The sequence below is a fragment of the Spirochaetaceae bacterium genome (assembly GCA_009784515.1).
In the GTDB taxonomy this organism is placed as follows: domain Bacteria; phylum Spirochaetota; class Spirochaetia; order WRBN01; family WRBN01; genus WRBN01.
Map to the genome: position 1 here is coordinate 1 of WRBN01000035.1, position 17,588 is coordinate 17,588.

18 protein-coding genes are annotated in these 17,588 nt (G+C 40.8%); 8 read left to right on the forward strand and 10 right to left on the reverse strand.

Annotated elements, in window-relative coordinates:
• The 5 genes from FWE37_05135 to FWE37_05155 all read left to right on the forward strand — a co-directional run.
• Positions 1-315, forward strand: a 315-nt coding sequence (locus FWE37_05135) for a hypothetical protein (protein ID MCL2520367.1), incomplete at its 5' end; no start/stop codon positions are given.
• A 4-nt stretch (positions 316-319) separates the two neighbouring features.
• Positions 320-1,330: a hypothetical protein gene (locus FWE37_05140; GenBank protein MCL2520368.1), complete on the forward strand. Its 1,011-nt coding sequence runs from the start codon at positions 320-322 to the stop codon at positions 1,328-1,330.
• Positions 1,330-2,055, forward strand: coding sequence for an LPS export ABC transporter ATP-binding protein (lptB, locus tag FWE37_05145; GenBank protein MCL2520369.1), 726 nt, complete (start codon positions 1,330-1,332; stop codon positions 2,053-2,055). The genes FWE37_05140 and lptB overlap by 1 nt, the downstream gene beginning before the upstream one ends.
• A 13-nt stretch (positions 2,056-2,068) precedes the next feature.
• Positions 2,069-3,709 carry an ABC transporter substrate-binding protein gene (locus FWE37_05150; protein ID MCL2520370.1) on the forward strand — a complete coding sequence of 547 codons (1,641 nt, stop codon included), beginning with the start codon at positions 2,069-2,071 and terminating at the stop codon, positions 3,707-3,709.
• Positions 3,706-4,296: a hypothetical protein gene (locus FWE37_05155; protein MCL2520371.1), complete on the forward strand. Its 591-nt coding sequence runs from the start codon at positions 3,706-3,708 to the stop codon at positions 4,294-4,296. Before FWE37_05150 ends, FWE37_05155 begins: the two co-directional genes overlap by 4 nt.
• Here the strand turns inward: FWE37_05155 and FWE37_05160 are convergent.
• From FWE37_05160 to eda, 5 genes are all read right to left on the reverse strand, one after another.
• Entirely contained in the window at positions 4,273-5,649 is a 1,377-nt protein-coding gene (locus FWE37_05160) for a restriction endonuclease (protein MCL2520372.1), read from the reverse strand. The genes FWE37_05155 and FWE37_05160 overlap by 24 nt on opposite strands.
• A 77-nt stretch (positions 5,650-5,726) precedes the next feature.
• Positions 5,727-6,362: a hypothetical protein gene (locus FWE37_05165; protein MCL2520373.1), complete on the reverse strand. Its 636-nt coding sequence runs from the start codon at positions 6,360-6,362 to the stop codon at positions 5,727-5,729.
• A gap of 205 nt (positions 6,363-6,567) precedes the next feature.
• On the reverse strand, positions 6,568-7,323 hold the full coding sequence (gene kduD, locus FWE37_05170; protein MCL2520374.1) for a 2-dehydro-3-deoxy-D-gluconate 5-dehydrogenase KduD: 756 nt from the start codon (positions 7,321-7,323) through the stop codon (positions 6,568-6,570).
• A 73-nt stretch (positions 7,324-7,396) separates the two neighbouring features.
• The gene (gene kduI / locus FWE37_05175) at positions 7,397-8,230 is read right to left on the reverse strand and encodes a 5-dehydro-4-deoxy-D-glucuronate isomerase (protein MCL2520375.1); all 834 of its coding nucleotides are present in this window, start codon (positions 8,228-8,230) and stop codon (positions 7,397-7,399) included.
• Positions 8,231-8,366: 136 nt separating this feature from the next.
• A complete protein-coding gene (eda, locus tag FWE37_05180) occupies positions 8,367-9,338 on the reverse strand; it encodes a bifunctional 4-hydroxy-2-oxoglutarate aldolase/2-dehydro-3-deoxy-phosphogluconate aldolase (protein MCL2520376.1) in 972 nt (323 codons plus the stop codon).
• A gap of 578 nt (positions 9,339-9,916) precedes the next feature.
• Between eda and FWE37_05185 the strand changes: the two genes are divergently transcribed.
• Both FWE37_05185 and FWE37_05190 read left to right on the forward strand, forming a co-directional pair.
• The gene (locus FWE37_05185; GenBank protein MCL2520377.1) at positions 9,917-11,098 is read left to right on the forward strand and encodes a coenzyme F420-0:L-glutamate ligase; all 1,182 of its coding nucleotides are present in this window, start codon (positions 9,917-9,919) and stop codon (positions 11,096-11,098) included.
• A gap of 58 nt (positions 11,099-11,156) precedes the next feature.
• On the forward strand, positions 11,157-11,390 hold the full coding sequence (locus tag FWE37_05190) for a hypothetical protein (protein ID MCL2520378.1): 234 nt from the start codon (positions 11,157-11,159) through the stop codon (positions 11,388-11,390).
• A gap of 1 nt (position 11,391) precedes the next feature.
• Here the strand turns inward: FWE37_05190 and FWE37_05195 are convergent, their stop codons facing one another.
• Positions 11,392-11,937, reverse strand: coding sequence for a Uma2 family endonuclease (locus FWE37_05195; protein ID MCL2520379.1), 546 nt, complete (start codon positions 11,935-11,937; stop codon positions 11,392-11,394).
• Between the two features lie 104 nt (positions 11,938-12,041).
• Entirely contained in the window at positions 12,042-13,148 is a 1,107-nt protein-coding gene (locus FWE37_05200) for a sugar kinase (GenBank protein ID MCL2520380.1), read from the reverse strand.
• A gap of 309 nt (positions 13,149-13,457) precedes the next feature.
• On the opposite strand from FWE37_05200, the gene FWE37_05205 reads away from it, so the two are divergent.
• Entirely contained in the window at positions 13,458-13,637 is a 180-nt protein-coding gene (locus FWE37_05205) for a hypothetical protein (GenBank protein MCL2520381.1), read from the forward strand.
• A gap of 53 nt (positions 13,638-13,690) precedes the next feature.
• Here FWE37_05205 and uxaC read toward each other — a convergent pair whose 3' ends face one another.
• From uxaC to FWE37_05220, 3 genes are all read right to left on the reverse strand, one after another.
• Complete coding sequence (gene uxaC, locus FWE37_05210) at positions 13,691-15,100, reverse strand: glucuronate isomerase (GenBank protein MCL2520382.1); 1,410 nt, start codon at positions 15,098-15,100, stop codon at positions 13,691-13,693.
• 8 nt (positions 15,101-15,108) lie between these two features.
• Positions 15,109-16,602 carry an altronate dehydratase family protein gene (locus FWE37_05215; protein MCL2520383.1) on the reverse strand — a complete coding sequence of 498 codons (1,494 nt, stop codon included), beginning with the start codon at positions 16,600-16,602 and terminating at the stop codon, positions 15,109-15,111.
• Positions 16,602-17,588, reverse strand: a 987-nt coding sequence (locus tag FWE37_05220; GenBank protein ID MCL2520384.1) for a tagaturonate reductase, incomplete at its 5' end; no start/stop codon positions are given. The genes FWE37_05220 and FWE37_05215, both read right to left, overlap by 1 nt.

A 17,588-nucleotide genomic window follows, 5' to 3' on the forward strand; every position in this document is an offset into this window, starting at 1 on the left:
CGAACTATCAGCACTATTAACGAAATTTTTATAGCCGGTACCGTTCCTAATAGGGCAGATGATAGCATTTGGATAGGCGGTGAAGCCGATGCAGGCCGGATAGAGTGGGATTGGGACGACGGTGGTTTTGGTTTTAATAATAACAATGCCCCTTTACAGCTGGCGCCTTTAGGTGAGTTTACGCTGGCTCCTTTAGAGTTATCCGGCGGTAACTTTGCCTTTAGTGATGATGATTTTGATGACGATGACGACGGTGCCGCACCTGTAAACTTTGAGCCCGATATTGGCAGTACCGATGATTTTTCTTTAAATTAATGAAATGAAGTGTTTATTAATAGTTTTAGTTTTTGTGTCCTGCACAACGAGTAACCAGCCGGAGCTGCCTATTTTAGGGGCTACCGGCCTTACTCTTCGTCATTACGAGCACAATAACTTAACTATTAATTTGCAAGCTCAAAACGCTAACCTTTACTCAAATCTAACTTTATTAACTTATTGGCAATTAACCGTTGATGACGAATTTTACAGCGGCGATAAAGTTATTAGTAACGAGGAGTTAGGAGAGATAGAGCTGCATAATTTTTACTCACGCACAGCCGATTATACTTTGGCCTCGCCGCATTTATTTTACAGGCAAAACACCGGCGAAGCAGAGGCGGCTTTAGCTACTATTACCAGCGAAAGCTACCAAATTAGCGGCGAAAATTTTAATTTTAGCGGCGATAATCAATTTTCTTTTGGGGCTAATGTTAGCTTAACTGTTTCTGCGGAAGAAGAGAGCGCTGCCATCACCTTTACCGCCAATACGATGAACTCCTTTTTTAGGGGAGGTCAAAATATTTTGTTATTAGAAGGTAACACCCGCATTGAAAGTGATGACTTTGAGATAACCGCCCATATCGTAGAGCTAAGCGGGCAGGATTATAATTTAATAATGGCGCAAGGTAATGTAAGAATTTATCGTAAAGCCAGCTCTACCGTTATTACCAGCGATAACTTTAATTATAATCGCACCACTTTACATCTTACCGCCGCCGGTAATGTTTATATAATTGATGCCGAGCAAAACTTACGGGTACGCAGCTTGTTTTTAGAGCAAGCAGGTGAGAACGCCAATTATTTTTTAAGCGGCTCCGTTATTGTGATGAAAGATGAGATATTTGCGCGTGCCGGCAGCGCCATTTATGATTCTACCAACGAAACTTTGCTGCTTATCGGCGAAGCCGAAGCGGTGCAAGACGGTAACGTTATGCGTGCCGACCGGATAGAAATTAATACCGCTACCAACACCATCAGAATGGTCGGTAATGTTTCGGGCAGGGCTAACTAATGGCACAGTTAAAGATAGTAAAGCTTTGTAAAAAATATAAAAAGCGGCAAGTGGTAGATAATATTAGCTTTAATGTAGAGAGCGGCCAAATTGTTTCGCTTTTAGGCCCTAATGGGGCCGGTAAAACCACTACTTTTTATATGGTGGCCGGTTTAATTAAGGCCGGCAGCGGCGAGGTTTTTTTTGATGATATAAATATTAGCAAAATGCCTATTTATAAACGTGCCGTTACCGGCATCATTTACCTGCCGCAAGAGCACTCCATCTTTAGGGGCTTAACGGTACGTAATAATTTATTAGCCGTGCTGGAGCGGCGTAAAGAGTTATCGGCCGCCGAAAAAATTAAGTTATGTGATGAGTTATTAGATGAGCTGGAAATTACACGTATTCAGCATCAGTTAGGAAACACTTTATCGGGCGGCGAAACCCGCCGTACCGAGATAGCCCGGGCTATGGCCATGAGCCCTAAGTTTTTACTGCTTGACGAACCTTTTGCGGGGGTAGACCCTATTGCCATTGGCTCTATCAGCCTTACCATTAGTTTTTTAGCCAAAGAAAAAAATGTGGGTGTTTTAATAACCGACCATAACGCCAGCGCCACCTTAAGGGTAAGTGATTATACGCATATTGTTTATCAGGGTAAAATTATGACTTCTGGGGCCAGTGATGAAATTAAAAGCGATGAAAAAGCTTTAACTTATTATTTAGGGCATGGTAATTTATAGCAAGGAGCAGGTAGTGATAATTAAAACAATTTTATTATCTTTAATATTTATAGGTTGTGTAGCTAACAATACGGCTAACCCGGCTTTGCAGCGCAACGAAGCAGAGAGCACTTTAGTAATTGGTAGCCGCATTGGGCCCGGTATTTTTTTCCCGGCTTATCTTACCTCTACTTTTGATAAAGCGGTAACAGATTTAGTTTTTGAAAGCTTGTATAAATTTAACAGCATTACCAATAGTTACGATGCCGTGTTAGCCCAAGCTTTACCGCAAATCAGTGAAGATGGTACTAGTTATCTTATTACTTTACAACCAAATATCACCTTTAGTGATGGTAGCCGTCTTACCACCCGCGATGTAGCTTTTAGTTATACTTTATTAGCCGATAGCAGTTATACCGGGTTTAATCGTTTTTTTAGCGAAGGACTAGTGGGTTACGATGATTATCGCTCGGGCTATAGTAATAGTTTTGCCGGATTAAATATTATTGATGACTATAATATAGAGTTTATCTTTACAACCAGCCGCTTACGTAATATGGCCATGCTGGAGCTGCCTATTGTCAGCGCCGGTTATTATCATTACCCGCGCGGAGAGCAAACTATTTTACAATCTTTATTTAGTTCACCGTTAGGCAGCGGCCGTTATATCTTGGCCAACTACGAGCGCGGAGCAGCTATTTCTTTGCATAAAAATATTAATTATTGGAAAAATAATGAAGTAATCCCTAACATTAAAATAGTTGCGGTAACGGCTAGTACCGAACTAAATTTGCTGTTAAATGGTACTATCGATATGTTAGTGGGGGTTAATTTACCGGCTAAAGTAGAGCAAGCTTTAAATGCACCGTTCATTAATTATAGCTCTTATCCGCGAGCCGGTTACAATTTTTTACAATTTAACTTAAATGACCCGCAACTGCAAGATGTTAAGGTGCGGCAAGCCTTAAATTATGGCTTTAACCGAGCGCTTTACCAAGCTATTTATTTAGGCGATTTAGCGGTAGATGTGCCCAGTCCGATAGACCCTAATTGGCTTAATCTTGCCACGAATGAGCTAAATATTAGTAATTATGCTTATAACCCGATTTTAGCGGCGGCTTTGCTTGATGAAGTCGGTTTTACTTTAAGCGGCGATGGTTTTAGGTATAAAGATGGGCAGCGGCTAACGGTTAATTGGCTGGCGGTAAAAGAGAGCATTGTAACCGATATAGCCGTACCTATTATCAGTGAGAATTTTAGAGCTTTAGGGATTGATTTAAATATTAGTTTTACCGACACGCACTCTTTATTGGCGGCCGTTAATGGCGGACAGGGTGGTTTTACAATGGCTAGCTTATCGCTGTTTGAGGAGGCTTTACCTTATAACATTGTAGAGCGTTGGCGTAGCGGCAGCCGGCAAAATACCGCCGGCTTAAACGATGCCGAGAATGATAATTTACTGCAATTATTTAATAATGTCCAAAATATTGATGAACTTAATAATTATTTTACTTTATGGCTTAATCGTTTTAATTATTTAGCTCCAGCTATTATGCTGCATAGCAGCCTTTATTTTGATTTATATAACGAAAGGATAAACGGAGTGGCCACCACCAGCCACTTTACCTTTAGGGATAATATCCCTTATTTAACTATTAAAGAGGTAACGGAATGAAAAAATATTTTTTAACTATCTTTTTATTATTGCCATTAGCCGGTTTTGCCTCGCGCCAAATACCGGATATAATTATTTATAATGACACAGAATATCATACGCTTAGTTTTGTGTTAGAGGCTTATTTTGCTGCTTATCCCGAGAGAAGGCCGGAAGTTCAACAGACAATTACATCTTTAAATAGAGGTTATATAGCAACTTACGAGATTGTTAATAACGAATTAATATTAATCGACCTTAAGTCGGATGTAAACGAAGACTTTACCGGCAGCCAATTTATTAGTATTTTTAATAATTATTTTGAGGCCGGCGCAAAAATAACTATTAGCGGTACCATAGCTATCATTAATGGCGAAAGCGCCGGCGTGCATGTAGGTTTTAACCCTATTTACCAGAGCTATATTATTTTAGAGGTAGTAAATGGTGATGTAGTTAGTTCGCATATTGTAAACAGTTACCAATATTTACAGTTACTCATAGAGGAAGCTGCCGGTTATAACGATTGGCAAAATTATCTTATAACTGTATTAGACAAATTAATCGAAAGAAATAATTTATTAGAGCTAGCCGGTAACTTTGGAGAGTAATTGCATAAGTTCTTGCCTGTTAATAAGCTCGATAAGCCGGGCTTCTACATAAGTTGACGCCGACGAGGAAAAAGTGCCGGCACAAAGGGCAAAAGAGCGGTTTATTTGCCGGTTTTTACGCATTATGTTATCTAAATCACGCAATTTTTGCTCTTCAATAACAAGGTTATCGACACGGTAAAAACGAAACAAAATGTTATCATCTAGTTTATCGGTTTTTACATCGGCCATAATATCAATATAGTCGCTGCGTTCGGCGTTAACATTACTTATTTTAATTTTGGCTTTCTTAAAGATAACCGGTATAATTTTACGGCAAAGGACAGAAAAATCGGTAGCGTTAGCACTTAAATAAATATTAAAATTTTTATTGGCAGCAAGCTCGCTGTAACGTTCTATCTCGGCGCTAACATTTTTATAACTGGGGTTAATGGTTCTGATAATATAAAATAAGGCTAACGCTTTATCGATGTGATTTTGTTTAAAATAAGTTTGCGCTAGGCGGTACCTAAGCTCCAGCATAACTTCGGTGCGAATGTTGGTATGCTTAAGTCCATTAATAAAGATATTGGCGGCAAAATCGTATTTTTGTGCTTTAAAAAGGATAGAGCCGGCATAAAGGGCCGAAGCTGCCCCATAAGTGTTATCGTTAAGCAAGTGGGTAAAAAGTTTTAAGGCATTGTCGGCTTTATTTAATTCATTATAAGCATTAGCTAAGGTAAAAATAAGCTCTTTATTGTCGGCTTCGTGAGGTAAAACTTCGCGCAGCATAGCAACGGTATCGTTATATTTATGCTGTTTATAATAAATATAACCTAAAAATTGGCGCGCCGTCGTATTTTCCTTAAAATATTTAAGCACAAATTGAAAGTAGTAAACGGCTTTATCGTAGGCTTTACGATAATACTCTAATTCCCCTAAGCCTAAGAGTAAATCTACATTAAAATCTTTTTTAGAGGCAAAAGCTAGTGATAAAAGTTTATGAGCCTCATCGTATTTTTTTAATTTTAAAGCGGTTAAACCGGCAGTTACCCTAATAGGGTGCAAATTAATGTTACTTGCTAGGCTAGGTTGTTTTTCTATCGTATCTATAATAATAGAATAATATTTAAAGGCTTCGGTATAATTTTTTTCAGCATAAAAAATATCGGCAACTTTTTGTGCGGCCTCTAAATCGTGTGGGTTAGCCGTTAGGCGTTTTTTGGCTTCATCGGCCAAAACTTTATGCCGTGCCACCTGAGTTTGCTTACTATTATTCTTTTGGGGTTTACCGCCATCTTTTTTTACCGCCATAATAACAGCAATTACAATAATAACGATTGCTACAGGCAAAATAATAAACAAAGCTTCCATAATATCCTTATATTTATCGTCTTTTTAAAAATTATTCTTTATGTACTTAAAAGTTTATTTTACAAAATAATTACAAATTAATGCCTTAAGCCATAAAGGTGGCTCAAAATTACCTCTTTCACCGCAGGGGTACCGTAGTTATAATTAACCAAATGTAAAACACTGGTATTATTTAAAGAGTTATAAGCTACCGCACTAGCTTTACCGCAAATAATTAATGGTATATTATTTAAATAAAACCTTATTTTAAGTTGTAAATCTATTTGCCCTAAGCCATGTACTAATAAACTTAGTTTAGTTTCGGTTAATAGAGTAATTAAAGCTTTAAATCCTTCATTTTGCAAGCTGACTAAACAATCTTTATCTTCGTTAAGTAAAGTAAACCACGCTTCTATATGGCCATAGTTATCGCTAAAAGGCAGCCGTTTAAGCAAAGTACTGCTATGGGTTACTTTAATTATATTTTGCTCGCGCTTAGCTACAAAACTTTGAAAGAGATAACCTACATCTTTATAACAAAAAAAGAGCGCTATATAACGTTTAATTTGCTGTACATCACTATCAAATTTAAGTATTAAGTTGGTAGGGTCTAGCTCATCTAATTTAGCCGTTATATTAACAGTTTTTATTTTAAAAGTAAAGAGCTGCCCAAGCGGGAGCTGTTTAGTACAATTAATTGTAGTAAAATTTGTTCCCTCACCAGCCGTAAACATAGTTTATTTTACCCATATCGTTAATAATTTACAATAGCCTTTAAGAGAAAACTTTATTTTTACTTTGATAAATTATCCGCATTATCAAGTGTCTTTTGTCTATATATTGGTTAAACCGTTGTTATTATTTGCCGAATAAAAAAATACCGACTTAATTTTAAGTAATAAAAAATTAAGTCGGCTTAATAATTATGCTTTAATTGAATTAGCGAGCTAACCAACCGCCGTCAATCGCTAAAATGTGGCCGTTTACATAATCGCTGGCGCTGCTAGACAAAAAGATAACGCCGCCCATTAAATCGCTGGCTGTTCCCCAACGGCCGGCCGGAATACGTTCTAGGATAGCTTTATCACGCGCTGCATCGGCACGCAGCGGGGCGGTATTTTCGGTAGCAAAATAACCGGGTGCGATAGCGTTACAGGTAATGCCTTTATTGGCTAATTCGTTGGCAAAAGCTTTGGTAAGGCTGGCGATACCACCTTTACTGGCCGCATAACTAGGCACCCTAATACCACCCTGAAAGCTTAGCATACTGGCAATGTTTACGATTTTACCGCCGGTACCTTGTTTAAGAAGCTGCCTAACAAAGGCTTGGCTTAGTAAAAAGACGCTTTTTAAGTTAAGGTCCATTACATCGTCCCAATCTTTTTCGCTAAAATCAACTAAATCGGCACGCCTAATCATACCGGCATTGTTTACCAAAATATCAACTTTGCCAAAAGCTTTAACGGCCTCCGTGATAACACCTTCCAACTTAGACATATCCATTAAATTGACCGAAAGGTCTAAAAATTTACGGCCAAACTTGGCCACTTCGGCGGCAGTTTCGGTACTTGGAGCAATGCTTACCCCAACTATATCGGCCCCAGCTTCGGCTAAAGCAATAGCGTAACCTTGACCAAGCCCTTGATTACTCCCAGTTACAATGGCAACTTTGCCGGTTAAATCGAATAATTTCATAATATCTCCTTTTAATGTGGGTTGCTATACCGCCTGTGGCGGCTAGCAATGACAAATAAATTCTCAATTAAAACTAGCCTAATTTATCAAAACTTAAGTGGTCCATGTCGGTAAAAACTTGGTTTTCACCCACCATACCCCAAATAAAACTGTAGTTGCGGGTGCCTACACCGCTGTGGATAGACCACGACGGCGAAAAAACCACCTGCCTATCGCGCACCACAATTTGCTTAAGTTCGTGCGGTTCGCCCATCATATGGAAAACTACTTGCTTTTCGTTATCAATATTAAAATAAAGGTAAGCCTCCATACGGCGGTCGTGGGTGTGGGTAGGCATAGTGTTCCACATACTGCCGGGCGCCAGTTCGGTAAGGCCCATAAGCAGCTGACAAGTTTCGAGGATAGCCGGGTGGATTAATTGATTAATTACCCTAACGTTACCTTCTTCGGCTGTGCCGGCTTCTACTTTTTTAGCAATATCAAAAGTAATATGTTTGCTGGGGTAGCCGGTATGTGCCGGCGCACTGTTAAGGTAAAAATGAGCAGGCTTGTTGCTGTCGGCGCTTTTAAAGCTTATTTCTTTTACGCCGCGCCCTAAATATAAAGCTTCTTTGCATTCTAACTTATAATCGATGCCATCGGCGGTTACCGTGCCGGTGTTACCAATATTAATAATACCCAGCTCGCGCCGCTCCAAAAAGTAATCGCTGGCAATTTCTTTACCGCCTTCCAGCTTTAAAGGGCTGCCGGTAGGGATAGCGCTGCCTACAATCATACGGTCAGCCTGTAAATAAACCAAATCGAGCTTACCTACATTAAATAAATCTTGTATTAAAAATTTTTCTCTTAGCTCACTGTTGTCCATTTTTTTGTAATGGTCGGGGTGAACATCACGTAATATACGCATATAAAATAAATCTCCTCTAAATTATATTACCCGCTTTTACGTAGCTTTTTAAGCTATAGCGGATGCAGAAAACAAATAGAGGAGATTACTGCCTTTTATTAATTCTCAACTATCAGCTTTCAGTTTTTCAACTAATTTACACGCGGCTTAAATGTAAGGCAAAGCCGGCAATTTCTTCGTTTAAGTAAACAACTTTAGTGCCAAAGGCATCGCCCTTGCGGGTTTCTTCGTTAAAGGTAATGCCTTGTTTGGCTAACAAAGCGCAAGCACGGTCAACATTGTTACACATAATGGCGATGTGGCCGTTTTTACCTAAAAACATCTTTTTCATTAATTCAAATTGGTTACCAAGCGCATTAGCGGCAAACATTGCACTGTTACCATCAACTTTTTTAAGGCCAAACAACTTACCCAGTATATCCATCGTGCTGTTAGCGGCAACTTCATCGGTGTGGTTAATACCTACGTGGCCTACGTGAAAACCGTGTAACACGGCAACGGCTTCGGTGGCTAGTTCGGTAATTTTATCCCATTTTTTACCGTTAATCAGCTCGGGCGTTACCATCCAGCTGCCGCCAACGGCGTGCACATTGGTGGCTTTAGCATAAGCAGCCAAATTTTTAGCGCTAATGCCGCCGGTAGGGATAAATTTTACATTACCATAAACGGTGGCAAAGGTTTTAAGCATATCCAACCCGCCCGATTGCTCGGCCGGAAAAAATTTAATAAGTTTTAACCCTAAGCTCATCGCCAACTCTACCTCTGTGGGGCTGGTAACGCCGGGGGTAACCGGTACGCCTTTTTTAAGGCAGTGCTCTACCACTTTGGGGTTAAGGCCCGGACTAACAATGTAGCTGGCGCCGGCGCCAATGGCACGGTCGGCTTGTTCGGTGGTAAGTACGGTACCAGCGCCCAAAATCATTTCGGGCAGCTCTTTGTGAATAGCCGCTATGGCCCCTTCGGCAGCATCGGTGCGGAAGGTAATTTCGGCCACCGGTAAGTTACCGGCGAGTAGGGCTTTGCTCAGCGGTACGGCATCGGCCACGTTATCTATTTTAATTACTGGCAGCAGGCCGGCGGCTCCCAGTTTATCCATTGCATCGCTCATAATTTCTCCTATTTTATTTATTAATAAATGTATTTATAGTTTACTGTTTTATTTTAGCACGGGAATAGGGTTTTGTAAAGGGTAAAAAATGGAGATTAACTACGAAAGACGCGAACTAAGCGGTTCTTTAAATGAGGAATTATCTTTTATTTATTCTTGACAAAAGAGTACTATAAAGTTATAGTACTCTTTAAGAAAGCCTTAGAGGGCTTTGGTAAACAGAAACGCTTTCGTATGAGGGAAATCTTATATGGAGGTGTAAAAAATGTGGTTTAATAGAAATAAACTATTACGAGCCGTACTGTTTGCCCTGTATCTGCTCGTAATAGCTATTGCAAGGTTGCATTAATTGTACCCAACATTTCTTAGGTTGGCCGCCCGCCAACCTAAGTTTTTATAGGGGTAGTATAATAAGTTTTAGGGTGGTTGTCAAGGTTTAAAATTATTTTTTTAAATTTAAGGGCAGTTGGGCAATCTTCTTTTTGTGTAATTTGTTCTTTTAAATTTTGATTAGTAAATCCAACTAAAAGCAATAATAGCTTATTTACTTTTTTGTAAATTTGTGTTAAAATAGAAGAATGAGAGTAATTGGAACAAAGGCCTTAGGGTTAAGAACACCTATTATCCGTGAGGGTGATGATTTAGTTAATATAGTTAGCAAATCTTTAGAAGAAGCTATTAAATACGAAAATGTTATTATTAACGACGGAGATGTTATTGGTGTAACCGAAGCCGTACTGGCACGTGCGCAGGGGAATTACGCTACCACCCACCAAATTGCTGCCGGTGTTAAAACGGCTTTTGCCGGAGACCATATCGGAGTGGTTTTTCCTATTTTAAGCCGTAATCGTTTTGCTATGCTTTTAAAAGGTATTGCTAAAGCCAAAAATAAAGTTACGGTTTTACTTAATTACCCCGCAGACGAAGTGGGTAATCAGCTTGTTGCATGGGAAGATGTAGAGAGCAAAGGTTTAAACCCCTATTTAAATGCTTTAAACGAAAGTGAATACCGTAAATTTTTTGGTGAACCTAAGCATAGATTTACAGGAATAGATTATCTTTCTTATTATAAATCACTGGGGGATAACATCGAAATTATTCTGTGTGCCAACCCCAAAGAGATATTAAAATACACCGATGAGGTGATTGTGGCCGATATTCATACCAGATTTAGAACCAAAAAAGCCTTACTGGAGGCAGGAGCCAAAAAAGTTATTGGTCTTGATGAGCTCTTAACCAGCCCCGTTGATGGTAGTGGTTTTAATGAAATGTACGGCCTGCTGGGTTCAAATAAAGCCAGTGAGGAGCGGGTTAAATTGTTCCCCAGAGACGGTGAAGCCTTTGTGCAAAAGTTACAGGCTAGTTTAAAAAAACTTACCGGCAAGCATATAGAGGTAATGGTTTATGGTGATGGTGGTTTTAAAGACCCTGTCGGTGGTATTTGGGAGCTGGCCGACCCGGTAATTTCTCCGGCATTTACTGCCGGCTTAGCAGGAACACCCAATGAGTTAAAGCTTAAATATTTAGCCGATAATGATTTTGCTAATCTTTCTGGGGAAGAGGCTGGTAAGGCTATTGAAGAGGCGATTAATGCGAAAGCCGGGCGTAGTCAAATGGGGAAGATGGAATCGGAGGGGACTACACCAAGACAACTTACCGATTTACTGGGCAGCCTTTGTGATTTAATGAGCGGCAGCGGGGATAAAGGTACGCCGGTGGTACTCATTCAAGGCTATTTTGATAATTATGCGAGTAAGTAAAACATGCTCTTTTTTAAATGAAACTGTTTAGCATAATTAAAAATATAAAGAGGTAGCCATGTTTTTAACCATACTGTTTGGCTTAGGCGTGTGTGTATTTTTAACCATTGTGTGTATAACTAAAGGGGCATTTTTAGATGTACGCAGCTTAGACGTAGAGGCCGTTTTTAATAAAAAAAGAAGAAAAGAAAAGTTAAAAGAGCGTATACGGTTTTATGGAATAATTTTTTTGGTCATTTTTACAACACTTACGGTTTTAATTTTGGTTTTTGGGGTAAATATGTTTGAATAGGTTATTTTTGCAAATACCCAAAATCAATGGTTAAATCAAAGATAGATAGTTTAATAGTAGGTTGGTCTTTATAAACGGTTTCAGTATAAGTTCCGTCTGCACCTAAAATATAGGTATATACCCAGTAGGGGTTACGTATTACCCAGTATTCACGCACACCGGCGCGTTCATAGTTTAAACGCTTTTTACCCAAATCGTGCTTTAGGGTAGCGGGTGAGCCTATTTCGATGACTAAATCTGGAGCGCCCTCAATGCAACGCTCGCCAATTTTGCTGGGGCTGCATACCACAATAATATCGGGGCGGTAAATAATATCTTCATCATCAAAGAGCTTAACATCTAGCTCCGAGAAAAGTTCACAATTTTTATGGCGCAAATAGTTACCTAGTTGTACAATAATATTACTTTGAATTCTGGCATGGCTAGGCACGGGAGATGGGCTCATAGTGAGTATACCATCTTCTAACTCGGTTAGCTGTTCATTAAAGGGCAAACCAAAATATTCTTCGGTGGTATAATAGCGAGGGCTTGGCGCTTCATTACTCATAGATATAGTATAAAATACTTAAGTTATTTTGTCAAATAACTCGCCTTATAAAAAAGAGGGCTGCGGCCCTCTTTAATTTTCACCTTTCAGTTATCAGTTTTTAACTATCTTTGCACACGTGCGCCTGCACCCGCCAAAATGCCCTCTACCTCTTTTAGACTGGCCATACTGGTATCGCCCGGGGTAGTCATAGCTAAAGCGCCGTGAGCCACACCGTAATTAACGGCCTCTTGCGGGGTTTTGCCGCTTAAAAAGCCATAAATCAGGCCGCTGGCAAAGCTGTCGCCGCCGCCAACGCGGTCCATAATATCAAGGTGGTTAAATTTGGTGCTTTCGTAAAAAACGCCGCCTTGTCCGTCGTTTACCCATAATAAAGCCGACCAATCGTTATCGTTGGCGGTGTGTACATCACGCAAGGTGTTGGCAATGGCCTTAAAGTTAGGATAGGCTACCTTAACTTTTTCTATCATCTTTTTAAAGCTGGCAGTTTCGATACCGGTAATATTTTCGCTGATACCTTCCACCTCAAAACCAAGCGCCGCACTAAAATCTTCTTCGTTACCAATCATTACGTCAACGTATTTGGCAATTTCGCGGTTAATTTGCTGGCTCTTTTCGGTACCGCCAATGGCTTTCCATAATGATGGGCGGTAGTTAAGGTCGTAGCTGGTCATTACACCGTTTTCTTTGGCACATTTTAGGGCCTCGATAACTACATCGGGGGTGGTATCGGATAAAGCAGCAAAGATACCGCCGGTATGAAACCATCTAGCGCCTTCTACTTTAAAAATTTGGTTCCAATCGATAGCGCCCACTTTAAGTTTAGCGGCGCCGCTGTTGGCACGGTCGCTCACCCCAAGTGCACCGCGGATACCAAAACCGCGTTCGGTAAAGTTTAAACCCACGCGTACATTACGGCCGATACCGTCATAATCAAACCACTTAACATGGCGAAGGTCTACACCGCCTTGTTTAAGCAGGTCTTCAAGTAAATAACCCACATCGTTACGGGGAATACCGGTAACTACAGCGGCGCGTTTGCCAAAGCAGCGGTGCAAGCCGCGGGCCACATTGTACTCGCCGCCGCCTTCGCTTACCCTAAAACTGCGGGCAGTTTTTACGCGGCCTTCGCCCGGATCGAAGCGCAGCATAATTTCGCCTAAACTAACAATATCCCAGCGGCAATCTTTTTCATCACGAATTTTCATCATTTGTTTTTGTCTCCCTTTATAAATGTGTTTAAAACAACTTCTCTAAGTATATCATAGGTTTTGCATAACTACAATCATTAAATTTTATTTCAGGCTTAACCCGCTAATTTTTAATTAAATTTATTTAAAAAAAATAGACTAGTCTATTGACATCTTAATATAAGAATATTAAGAGTGTTTCCTTTTGGTGCTTGGCTAAATACTATTTTAATTTGAAGGAGGTTGTTTTATGGAACTTATAGTAGCTGGAATTGTAGTTATTGGTTCGGGAATTGCAGTTTTGATAAAGAAAAAGCAGGAGAAGTAAAAATGAGCGACAATAATAATAAAGACGACTTAGTAAAAGTAAGTACAGCGGTAGGGACGGGGCTTGCTATAGCAGGAACCATTGGAGCAGCCGGATTAGGAGTAGCGGCTGCCCCAGTAACGATTGCTATAGGAGGTGTAATGGTGGTATTTGGTATTGTACAAACTCTAAAAAAACATTAAATGTTTTAACAGAAAGGCCCTCGTAAGAGGGCCTTTCTTGGTAGGTATACTAACTATATATTTACATATTTAATAACATTATTATAGCAAATATCCTCTATCATGGCACCAATTTTTTTCTCATCAAAGTGTATTTCGCCGTTTTCGGCCCACGTGCCCACCATATTACACAAAATGCGCCTAAAATATTCGTGGCGCGGGTAGCTAATAAAGCTGCGGCTATCGGTAAGCATACCCACAAAGCTGCCCAGCACGCCGCTGTTGGCAAGGTCGATAATTTGCTTTTCCATGCCGGTTTTATGGTCATTAAACCACCACGCACTGCCCAGCTGCATTTTACCAAAACTTTCGCCCTGAAAACAACCAGCGATGGTAGATAATACCATATTTTCCCTATCGTTTAAAGAGTACAAAATAGTTTTTGGCAGGCTGTTAGCCGTATTTAAAGCGTCTAACAGCATAACTAAATCTTTGGCAAATACTTTATCGCCAATGGCGTCAAAACCGGTATCGGCCCCAAGTTTAGCAAACTTAGCGCTATTATTGTTGCGGTTTACGCCTAAATGCAGCTGCATAACCCAGCCGCGTTTGTGGTACTCGTTACCTAAAAACAACATAATGCGGCTTTGGTAGGCTTTAATTTCGCTTTCGGTTAATTCGGTAGTTTTACCGGCTAACACTTTGGTTAGGGCGGCTTCGGCTTCGGCCTCTGTAGCTTCTTGATAAACCACAGGGTCGAGGGCATGGTCGCTCACACGGCAGCCTAAGCTGTGGAAAAAGTCGATACGTTCAGTTAATATCTGCTTTAAACCGGCAAAGCTGTTTACCTTTTTACCGCTAACTTTCTCCAGCGCCTCAAGCCACGGGCCAAAAAAGACGGGGTTGTTAAAGTAAATAGCCTTATCGGGCCTAAAGGTAGGCAGCACCTTTACCTTAAATTTACCTTCATCACGGATTTTTTGGTGATACTCTAAGCTATCGGCCGGGTCATCGGTAGTGCACAGGGCCGTTACATTGCTGCGCTCGATTAAGCGGCGAGCAGTAAAAGCAGGGTCTTTTAATTGTTTGTTGGCCTCTTCCCAAATAGCGTCGATATTTTCGCTAATTAAAGGCAGGTTAATGTTAAAAAAACGTTGTAGCTCGAGGTGGCTCCAGTGGTAAACCGGGTTGCCAATACTTTTTTCGATGGCTTTAACAAAGTGGGTAAATTTTTCTTTGCCATCGGTGGTTTTACCGGTTACAATCTCTTCGGGTACACCGCAAGCGCGCATTAAACGCCATTTATAGTGGTCGCCGCCCAGCCATAACTCGGCTAAATCGGCGTAACTTTTATCTTCCCAAATTTCTTTGGGGTTTAAATGGCAATGATAATCAAAAATGGGCATTTTAGCTGCATATTTATGATACAGCGTCTTTGCCGCTTCGGTTTGTAATAAAAAATCTTTGTCTAAAAATGGTTTCATTATTCCTCCTATAAAGTTACACCACTCTTAAAGATGGCCAACTCCTGCATACCGGCCAGCTCATTTTTAGCCTTTTGGCCGCTAGCGATAGCTGTTACTACATCAATAAAACTTTCTAAGGCGCTTTCCACCTCGCCGCTTTCTAAAATAACGCCGGCATTAAAGTCAAACCAATGCGGCTTACGGCCGGCTATGGTACTATTGGTAGCTATTTTAACGGTAGGCACCACCGTGCCGTAAGGGTTACCGCGCCCGGTGGTAAACAGCACTAAGTGCGCGCCGGCGGCGGCCATACCGCTGCTGGCTACTAAATCGTTACCCGGTGTGTTAAAAAGGTTTAACCCGTTCTTTTTAACGCGCTCGGTGTACTTAAGCACATCAACAACGGTGGCTACACCGGCCTTTTGTGTACAACCTAAAGATTTATCCTCGAGGGTGGTGATACCGCCTTCCTTATTACCGGGCGAAGGGTTTTCGTAAATTTCTTGCTTGTTATCGATAAAATACTGTTTAAAATCGTTAATCATAGCCACATTTTTAGCAAACACTTCTTTATCGATACTGCGTGCCATCAATAACTTTTCGGCCCCAAACATTTCGGGTACTTCAGCCAGTATGCTGGTACCGCCCAAATTGACCAAATAATCCGAAAAGAGCCCCACCAATGGATTAGCCGTAATACCGCTAAAGCCATCGCTGCCGCCGCATTTTAGACCAATTTTTAGCTTACTAATCGGAAATTCCTGACGTTTATCGCCTTTCATACCATCGGCTAACTGAGTAAGCAGCTTGACAATTTCGGCCTGTTCGTCATCAACCTCTTGGGCCACTAAAAACCTTGTACGGCTTTCATCGTAGTCGCCCAGCGTGGCTTTAAAATCGGCCATTAAATTATTTTCGCAACCCAGTCCAAAAACCAGTACACCGCCGGCGTTAGGGTGTTTAACCAAATTTTGCAAAATGGCTTTGGTATTTTCGTGGTCAATTCCTAGCTGGCTGCAACCATAAGGGTGAGCCAGCACATTAATATAATCGATATGGCCGGTGTCGTAATTTTTTTCAAAGGCTTTAACGGCGGCGTTAGCCACCCCATTAACACAACCCACCAGCGGTACTATCCATAACTCATTACGTATGCCAACTTCGCCATTTTTACGCGGATAGGCCAGAATTTTCCGCTCGGCATGGTTTTTACCAAAGCTAATGGCGGCCAAATTTTGCTCAAAGCTATAACTGCTTAACCCGCTTAAGTTAGTTTTAATATTGTGGGTATGCACGTGGCTGCCAATAGGTATGTCTTTTATAGCATGGCCGATAGGATTGCCGTACTTAACAATATTATCGCCCGTTTTAAAATCTTGCAAAGCAATTTTGTGGCCGGCCGGTATCTCTTCCTTTAAGGTAACCTTATGATTTCCTACAGAAATTTCCGAGCCGGAAGCTAAATTTTTTAAAGCCACAGCTACATTATCGGCATGGTTAATTAGAATACAATCTTGCATTATTTATTCTCTAACCCCCATTTTAAAGCTTCGCGCATACCGGTTTTATCAATGGCCTCAAGGTAGTTGGCTACAATTTCTACCACTTCGTTATTGAGGCTTAAATCTTTGCCCCATAATTTTTCTAGGCGCATAAAACTTTGCACTACACCTTTGTAACCATCAAATTTGGCCCAAGCGGCTTTGGCGGCCTCAATAATATAAGCATCGTCTTTTAGCTCGATAGGTTGGCCGTTAAGTTCGCCTTTGTAAAAACGAATGGCGGCGGCTAAACTAAAGAGCGGCATCATCGGCCACTTACCGTGCTTGGCATAATAAGGCTCGATGGTGGTGTACCACACACGCTCCTTAAATTTAGGAAAGTGGTTTAGAGTAATACTTAATACATTGTGTTTAATGTAAGGGTTTTTAAAACGTTTTAGCACATCACCGGCGTAATTTTCTAAGGTTTCTTGAGGTAAAGGCAAAGCCGGAATAACGGCAGTTTGTAACGCCTTGTTCAGGAATTCCCCAACTTGCGCATCTTCCACCGCCTCGCGCACGGTAAGTAAACCGGCAAGATAGGCTATAGGCACCATCATCGTGTGGCCGCCGTTAAGTATGCCCACTTTTTGTTGCTTATAAGGTTTAATATTATCGGTTACAATAACATTTAAGCCGCTGCCTTCAAGCTTAAGCTCGTCCTTAAGCCAAGCCGGGCCTTTAATAACAAACAAATGAAAATATTCGCCGGTTACCATAAAGTTATCTTGATAGCCCAGCTTCTGCCATAAAGCCTCTTTTTCATCAAAAGGAAAGCCCGGCACAATACGGTCTACCAAACTGTCGCACCAAGTGTTTTCTTCCAGCCAGCTTAAAAAGGCCGGTTCCAGCTTCCATTCAGTCGCATGACGCAGCACAATTTCTTTTAATTTTTGGCCATTATCATCGATAAGTTCGCAGGGGATAATCACCAGCTTACCTTGCGGATAACTTTTAAAACGCTC